The organism is Mammaliicoccus sp. K-M42, from assembly GCF_022386375.1.
In the GTDB taxonomy this organism is placed as follows: domain Bacteria; phylum Bacillota; class Bacilli; order Staphylococcales; family Staphylococcaceae; genus Mammaliicoccus; species Mammaliicoccus fleurettii.
The window spans coordinates 25,419-32,619 of record NZ_JAJNIS010000025.1; the positions used below are offsets into that span (position 1 = coordinate 25,419).

General features: G+C 31.6%; 9 protein-coding genes. All 9 read right to left on the reverse strand.

The features are described 5' to 3' along the window. Nucleotides 1-44: 44 nt before the first annotated feature. Genes hisIE through LQ668_RS10950 form a run of 9 tightly spaced genes read right to left on the reverse strand, consistent with a single transcriptional unit; the run spans nucleotide 45 to nucleotide 6,979 of the window. Nucleotides 45-677 (reverse strand): bifunctional phosphoribosyl-AMP cyclohydrolase/phosphoribosyl-ATP diphosphatase HisIE, encoded by a 633-nt coding sequence (gene hisIE, locus LQ668_RS10910; protein ID WP_078358202.1) that lies wholly within the window; start codon nucleotides 675-677, stop codon nucleotides 45-47. Then, complete coding sequence (hisF, locus tag LQ668_RS10915) at nucleotides 674-1,432, reverse strand: imidazole glycerol phosphate synthase subunit HisF (RefSeq protein WP_107509919.1); 759 nt, start codon at nucleotides 1,430-1,432, stop codon at nucleotides 674-676. The genes hisIE and hisF overlap by 4 nt, the downstream gene beginning before the upstream one ends. Continuing rightward, entirely contained in the window at nucleotides 1,429-2,133 is a 705-nt protein-coding gene (gene hisA / locus LQ668_RS10920) for a 1-(5-phosphoribosyl)-5-((5-phosphoribosylamino)methylideneamino)imidazole-4-carboxamide isomerase (protein WP_078358207.1), read from the reverse strand. Before hisA ends, hisF begins: the two co-directional genes overlap by 4 nt. After that, nucleotides 2,126-2,707, reverse strand: coding sequence for an imidazole glycerol phosphate synthase subunit HisH (gene hisH / locus LQ668_RS10925; RefSeq protein WP_107509918.1), 582 nt, complete (start codon nucleotides 2,705-2,707; stop codon nucleotides 2,126-2,128). Before hisH ends, hisA begins: the two co-directional genes overlap by 8 nt. After that, nucleotides 2,707-3,285 carry an imidazoleglycerol-phosphate dehydratase HisB gene (gene hisB, locus LQ668_RS10930; protein ID WP_107509917.1) on the reverse strand — a complete coding sequence of 193 codons (579 nt, stop codon included), beginning with the start codon at nucleotides 3,283-3,285 and terminating at the stop codon, nucleotides 2,707-2,709. The genes hisH and hisB overlap by 1 nt, the downstream gene beginning before the upstream one ends. Next, complete coding sequence (locus tag LQ668_RS10935; RefSeq protein ID WP_107509916.1) at nucleotides 3,257-4,267, reverse strand: pyridoxal phosphate-dependent aminotransferase; 1,011 nt, start codon at nucleotides 4,265-4,267, stop codon at nucleotides 3,257-3,259. The genes hisB and LQ668_RS10935 overlap by 29 nt, the downstream gene beginning before the upstream one ends. A gap of 3 nt (nucleotides 4,268-4,270) precedes the next feature. Continuing rightward, complete coding sequence (gene hisD, locus LQ668_RS10940; RefSeq protein WP_078358215.1) at nucleotides 4,271-5,527, reverse strand: histidinol dehydrogenase; 1,257 nt, start codon at nucleotides 5,525-5,527, stop codon at nucleotides 4,271-4,273. Then, nucleotides 5,517-6,134, reverse strand: a complete 618-nt coding sequence (gene hisG / locus LQ668_RS10945) for an ATP phosphoribosyltransferase (protein ID WP_078358216.1) — start codon at nucleotides 6,132-6,134, stop codon at nucleotides 5,517-5,519. The genes hisD and hisG overlap by 11 nt, the downstream gene beginning before the upstream one ends. Before the next feature lie 14 nt (nucleotides 6,135-6,148). Next, nucleotides 6,149-6,979 (reverse strand): ATP phosphoribosyltransferase regulatory subunit, encoded by an 831-nt coding sequence (locus tag LQ668_RS10950; protein WP_078358217.1) that lies wholly within the window; start codon nucleotides 6,977-6,979, stop codon nucleotides 6,149-6,151. Nucleotides 6,980-7,201: the final 222 nt, after the last annotated feature.

The following is a 7,201-nucleotide window of genomic DNA, read 5'->3' on the forward strand; positions in this document are numbered from 1 at the left end:
TATAAGCGACTACTATATTTTGGCAATATGTGATTTATGACAAATTACCAATTATTAATATTCTTGCGTTCACCTTTGAAATTACCTGATTTTTTGTGACGTTCTTTCAATACATCAACTACTTCTTCAAATTTCACGCCTCGATCATGAAGAAGAACAAATAGGTGGTAAAGTACATCTGCTACTTCATTAGTTAGCTCCAAGTTATCATGTTTCATAGCAGCTATAACAACTTCGAAAGATTCTTCACCAAATTTTTTTGTAATTTTATCTATACCTTCAGATAACAAATAGTTAGTATAAGATTTTTGATTATTTGAGTTTACACTTTCTTGAATTGTTGACTCTAACGATTCAAGAGAATAAGGTTCATCGGTATTGAAACAACTAATCGAACCAGTATGACAAGTTGGTCCATCTGGATTAACTTGTAATAAAATTGTATCTTGGTCACAATCTAATTTTATATCTAAAACATGTTGAATATTATTTGAAGATTCGCCTTTTTTCCAAAGACGATTTTTACTTCTTGAATAAAACCAGCACACTTTTTCTTGAACTGTTAAGTTATAAGCTTCTTCATTCATATAGCCAAGCATTAGTACTTGACCTGATTGGTAATGTTGCAATATTGCAGGCACTAAACCTTTTGAAAAATCAGGTGTTAATTGACTCATCGTACATTCACTCCTTCGTTAGATAAATGTGTTTTAACGGCTTGAATTGTTGTTTCTTTATCATGGAAGATACTAGCAGCAAGTCCAGCTGATACGTCTGTTTCTGTGAATAAATCGACAAAATGTTGACTATTACCTCCGCCTCCTGAAGCGATGACTGGAATGTTTACGAGTTTAGTAATTTCGCTTAATAATTTGTGGTCGAAGCCTTGTTTAACACCATCATAATCCATACTTGTTACAAGCAATTCACCTGCGCCTAAACTTTCTACTTCTTTGACCCAGTCTAGCACTCGTTTATCTGTTCTTTGTTTACCACCGTGAGTATAGCAATACCAATCTTGAAGTTGTTCTTCCCACTTAGCATCAACAGCTATACAAATACATTGTTTTCCAAACTTGTCACTTGCTTCACGTATGAAATTAGGATGACGTAAAGCACTTGAGTTTAAAGAAATTTTATCAGCACCATGATTTAGAAGGGAAGAAATATCGTCTAGAGTACTTATGCCTCCACCAATAGTTAGAGGGATAAAAAGTTTAGAAGCAGTTTGACTAATAATATCTAACATCATTTGATGTCCATTTTCAGTTTTAGATATGTCTAAAAACACGAGTTCATCTGCTGCTTCTTGGTTATAATATTCTGCTAATTCGACTGGGTGTCCTATATCTCTTAATCCTTTAAATTTTATTCCTTTAACGACTCGACCATCTTTTACATCTAAACAAGGGATGATTCTTTTCTTGATCATGAAATACCCTCCCAGAATTCATCAGTATTTGCTGCTTTTCCAACTATAGCTGCATGGACGTTTAATTGATTAAGTTGATCGATATCATCTTTGTTTCTTATGCCACCAGATGCAATAATTGGAATTGAAGTTGATTGCACTAATTTGCCAGTTAACTCAAAGTTAGGTCCAGATAACTTACCATCTTTTGATATGTCAGTATAAATAATACCTCCGATTGGAAGATGTTCAATTCTTTTAATGAAGTCGAATAGATTCATACCTGCATCTTCAATCCAACCGTTTAATTTGATTTCTTCAACGTATGCATCAACAGATAAATAAATTTTGTTTGGAAACTGGTTTGTAATTTGTTTTAACCAATTTAAATCTTGAATGCCTTTTGTTCCGACAATGATATATTCAATTCCTTTGTCGAAATATGATTGAATCGTGTCGATACTTCTAATGCCACCACCAACTTCAATTGGTAAATGTGTTAAATTAACAAGTTGTTCTATGTAGTCCGCTTCTGTTGGTTGCTGTTTTTTTGCTCCTATTAAATCGATAACATGAATTCTAGAGACTTGGTCAAATTTTGAATAAAAGGCGATGGCTTCTTCAGCTGTGCGTGCCATGGATTCCTTTGAATCATATTTACCTTCAGTTAATCTCACACTTGTTGAATCAATTAAATCAATTGCTGGCCATATTTCAATCATTTAAAAACCCCTCTTTCAATGCTAAATCTAAAATTTCAAGTCCATAGTCACCACTTTTTTCAGGATGAAATTGAATGCCAATAATATTTTTTTGTTGAACAATTGCAGTAATCGGTTGCCCATAATTTGCAGTCGCTATAACAGGTGAATTAGTTGAAACGTGATATGAATGTATAAAATAAACATCACCATTTAATATAAGATGCTCACTTTGTAAATTATTCCAACCTAAATGTGGTACTGGATAGGGACTTTCTATAGGTTTAACTTTACCTTCAAGTAGACCGAGTCCTTTAGTAGCACCTTCCTCGCTAAATTCAAATAGAACTTGCATGCCTAAACAGATTCCAATAATTCTATGTGTATCTTTTATTTCATTAAGTACTTTATCTAAACCACTTTTTTGTAATTGATTCATTGCATCTTTGAAATGACCAACACCAGGTAACACTACATGTGTACTATTTTTTATAGTCGTAATGTCTGATGTTAATTCAGCTTCATAACCTAAATGAAGAAGGGCACGTTCAATATTTTTAATATTACCTAAACCGTAATCGATAATTGCTATCATTATTCAATCACACCCTTAGATGATGGGACACCATCGAAATCATCTTTACTTAAGGCAATTTTTAAACTTCTTGCAAATGCTTTAAATATAGCTTCAATTTCATGATGCGTGTTACCACCTCTAATTAAATCTATATGTGTTGTTAATCTAGCATTAATTACAAGTGCTCTAAAAAATTCTTCTACAAGTTCAGTATCAAAAGTTCCAACTTTTTCACGAGAAAATTGTGCATTAAATGATAAGAAGGGACGACCGCTAATATCTGTTACAACACGCGCTAGGGTTTCATCCATTGGAATATAAAAAGTGCCATACCTACTAAATGATTTTTTGTCTATAATTGCTTCTAAAAGTAATTGACCAATTACAATACCTATATCTTCAACTGTATGATGGTCATCTACATGTGTATCACCATCTACATTTACTTTTAAAGTTATACCACTATGAAAACTAAATAAAGTGAGCATATGATCTAAAAATCCTACACCAGTATTAATTTGAGATGCTTCATCATTAAATAACAATTGAATATTAATATCCGTTTCTTTAGTTGATCTTGCTTTTTGATAAGTCATATCTTTGCCTCCATTCTTTTACGACTTTTTCTAAGTCTTCTAACTGTGGTTCAGTTGCGATAGAGTAGCGTACAGTTTGCTTCATGTTAGGTTCATCATAAAACCTAGGTAAAAACCCTTTACTATAAATATATTTGCCTAAATCTTGAGCTAAGTTACCATATGTTAATACGAAATTTGTTTTTGATGGCAAAACATTAATAATGTCACTTACATTATTTTCGAATATTGTTCTAAGTTTTACACATAATTGTCTTTGTCGGTTCAATAAAGAGCTTACAAGGTTCTTATCATTAAATAGCGCAGTCGCTATTGTTAAAGTTAAAGTATTTAAAGGATAGGGATGTGCAATACTATTTAAAGTTTGAATCGTTTTTTTCGTAGAAATAACTATACCAACTCTTAATCCGGCAAGTGCGAATGCTTTACTTAATGTCCTCATTTGAATGATGTGATCTTTCAATTCGATTTCATAAGCATCACCAAAATCTAAATATGCCTCATCAATAACAAAGTATCCTCCGATTTCCTTCATCAACTCAGAAATTTCTTCTAAAAATTCTGGAGAGTATTGAATACCTGAAGGATTATGTGGAACACTCATAATAAAAAATGCTGGTTTGATACGACGTATTTCATTTTTGATTTTGTCTAATGAAAATGTATAGTCTTGTTCAGCGTCAACATAATGGATAGGGCGATTAATTTGATGAGCATATGCTGTGTACATGAAAAAGTCAGGGTTCAATGTTAATACTGGACCATCTGGTAAAGCAATCATACATTTTTGAATCCATTCATCAGAACCATTTGCTGCTGAAATTTGATTAGGTGATAATTGATAATAATTAGCATAAGCATTAATAAATGCATCATATTCTTCATCAGGGTAAAAGTTAAAATCTGAATTGGATATAATTTCTTTTAATATTTCTTCATCCAAAGCAGGAATTGGACTTTCGTTTTTGTTAATTCTAATCATATTTCACGACTCCTTGTTGTTTGTTAATCTTACTTCTAATGATTGTTTATGTTGGTATAAACCTTCTTCTTCAGCTAATGCAATTGCACTTGGCGCAATTTCTTGATAAGCATGTTCATCAAGATGAATAACAGAGTGGCTAGTTAAGAAATCATTTACAGTAAGACCATTTGAAAACCTTGCTGTCTGATCTGTAGGTAGAACATGACTTGGACCTGCAGCGTAATCACCAATTGCTTCAGGTGAGTATTGACCTAAAAACATTGCGCCAACATATTTAATTTTGCCAATATATAAGTCTGGTTCAGTCGTTTGAATAGATAAATGTTCTGGTGCGATATAATTTACGACTTCAATCGTTTCATTAATATCTGTTGTTAAAATAGGATAATGAAAGTTTTTTATGCTTTTCTCAATAATGTTTTTTCTAGGTGCTAGATCTATTGCTTGTTGAAGCTTTTGATTAACTTTACTTAAAAATGACTGATCTGTTGATAATAAGAAAGTTCGAGCTTGTTCATCGTGTTCAGCTTGAGCTAAAATATCTTGAATGATATAGTCCACATTTGAATGCTCATCAGCAATAAGTGCAATTTCACTTGGACCAGCTATTTGATCAATACCAACTACACCATATAGTAATTGTTTACTTAGTGAGACAAATTGATTACCGGGACCAACAATTTTATCTACTTTAGGTATTGATTCTGTACCATATGCAAGTGCTGCAATACTTTGAGCACCACCTACTTGAAACACACGATTTACCCCTGTAATATGACATGCTGCTAATATAGCTGGGTCAATGCCATCTTTTTGTGGTGGGGTAACAACTATGATTTCTTTAACATTTGCTACTTTTGCAAGAGTAGCTGTCATTAAAACTGTTGAAGGATAACTTGCTTTTCCGCCTGGAACATAAATACCTACTTTTTCAATTGGATGGTAAAGTTGATAAGTTTGTCCTGTAGTTACATTTTCGTGCTTTATTTTTTGTTGAAACGCTTTAATATATTTATGACTCGTTTCGAGTGCTGATTTTAATTCATGTGAGATAAGATTAATACTGTTCTTAATTTCATGTTGAGGCACTTCAATTTGTTCTAGATCAACATTATCAAATTTTTTATTATATTTAAATATTGCTTGATCTTTATTTGTTTTTACATCTTCAATGATGTTTTTTACACTTTCAGTATTACGCTCATCAGCAATTCTGTCTTGCTCAAATTGTTTAATAAACTGTGTTTTAGATAGCATTGATAGACACCCCAATTTCTTCTATAAATGATTCGATAACATTAGATTTACTAAAGAAAGCATGTTTATTTGTTATTAATTTTGCATTTATATCCCCAATAGATTCTTTTTCAACAAGTCCATTAGATTTTAAAGTTGTGCCAGTTTGAACAATATCAACTATTGCATCAACCATATTCACAACGGCAGCTAATTCTACTGAACCAGATAGGGGAATGATAGAAACATCTTGTCCTTTATTTTTAAAATATGCTTTAGTAGTTTTCACATATGTTGTGGCAATTTTTTTATATTCTGTAACATCTGGTTTACTTGCAACAGCAAAATGACAAAACCCAAAAGGTAAATCAACTAAGTTATTAACATTGAGTTTGTCTTTTTCATCAAGAATATCACTGCCCGTTATACCAATATCAGCAATGCCTTGTTCAACATAAGTTGGTACATCATGACCTTTAACTAAGATAAATCTGACATTTTCGACTTGGATTTGCAGTTTACGCTCTCTTTTATTAAGCGCATCTGACCATTTTGAATTACCATTTGAATCTATAAATTTAATAAAATCTTTTAAAAGACGTCCTTTACTTAGCGCAACTGTTAACATAATAACCTCCTAAATTAATTTAATTGAATACCGAACCCGAAACCTTCTAAAGTACCGTTATAGTGTCCACCCGATGCGATAGGGTTACGATTATTATTTTGATAAAGTTGTATAAAACTTCCTACATAATATGATTTTGGAGGCATCGTTGTAATATCTAAATGGATATGATTAATGCCTGATGCCTCAAGAGTAGATTTCCAATACTGTAACGATTTATATGTTGGATGTTCAACATCAGCAAAATTCGTTAAGAAATCTAATTGATGATGTGTTGGTGTTTTTAATAGTTGAACTAAAGTATGGTTTTGAGAAAGTAATTTAGAAATTTTTGAAATATTTCTTTCACTTATTGCTAGAAATAATTCTTCAGTTTGTTCTTCTTTAGGCAATAAAAGGTCGAATAATTGATAATGACCAATAACTGCAAAGTCTACATTAAGTTCAAGTTCCTTTTGAATGAAATCATGAATGTACTGATAACATTGCAACATATCATTTCTTGTTGGATTAAATATCTCTACACCTAAATTAGTAAATATATGTTCATTAATTGAAATAGGACCAGCGTATGTGACACGAGACGCTTTTAATTGATATTCGCGGCTATAATGCTGAATTTGATCAGTCCAGTCATTTCTTAAACTATAAAAAGCATCACCATTTTTCCAAATACTTCTAGTATCTAGACTATTTAAATCATCCTGAGTCAATTGTTTCCATTGTAGTTTTTCAATGAAGTTCATATCGATGACTTCAAAATCTTTAGAACTAAAATACTTTAAGAACTTAAGTTCCTTTTCTTTCTTATTAATAACGTCATCTTTATATTTTACATAATCCATATTATAAACCTCGCTTTTACTCTCTACCAAGTTAAAGTATTTTTTTAATTATAAATGATACTATAACATGCATAAACTAACTAATCAATTGAAAGTTCTGAATATTTAAATTATCAAACAATTATAAATTAAAACATACTAAGATTAGCTATGAAGAAATCTATGACGATAGATTTTTTCATAGCTATTTTTTATAGTTATAGAGAGAGGTAGACTGTGCGG

Coding starts and splice junctions, on each gene's coding strand:
- hisIE (WP_078358202.1), bottom strand. CDS start 677: ATGAGTCAATTAACACCTGATTTTTCAAAAGGTTTAGTGCCTGCAATA.
- hisF (WP_107509919.1), bottom strand. CDS start 1,432: ATGATCAAGAAAAGAATCATCCCTTGTTTAGATGTAAAAGATGGTCGA.
- hisA (WP_078358207.1), bottom strand. CDS start 2,133: ATGATTGAAATATGGCCAGCAATTGATTTAATTGATTCAACAAGTGTG.
- hisH (WP_107509918.1), bottom strand. CDS start 2,707: ATGATAGCAATTATCGATTACGGTTTAGGTAATATTAAAAATATTGAA.
- hisB (WP_107509917.1), bottom strand. CDS start 3,285: ATGACTTATCAAAAAGCAAGATCAACTAAAGAAACGGATATTAATATT.
- LQ668_RS10935 (WP_107509916.1), bottom strand. CDS start 4,267: ATGATTAGAATTAACAAAAACGAAAGTCCAATTCCTGCTTTGGATGAA.
- hisD (WP_078358215.1), bottom strand. CDS start 5,527: ATGCTATCTAAAACACAGTTTATTAAACAATTTGAGCAAGACAGAATT.
- hisG (WP_078358216.1), bottom strand. CDS start 6,134: ATGTTAACAGTTGCGCTAAGTAAAGGACGTCTTTTAAAAGATTTTATT.
- LQ668_RS10950 (WP_078358217.1), bottom strand. CDS start 6,979: ATGGATTATGTAAAATATAAAGATGACGTTATTAATAAGAAAGAAAAG.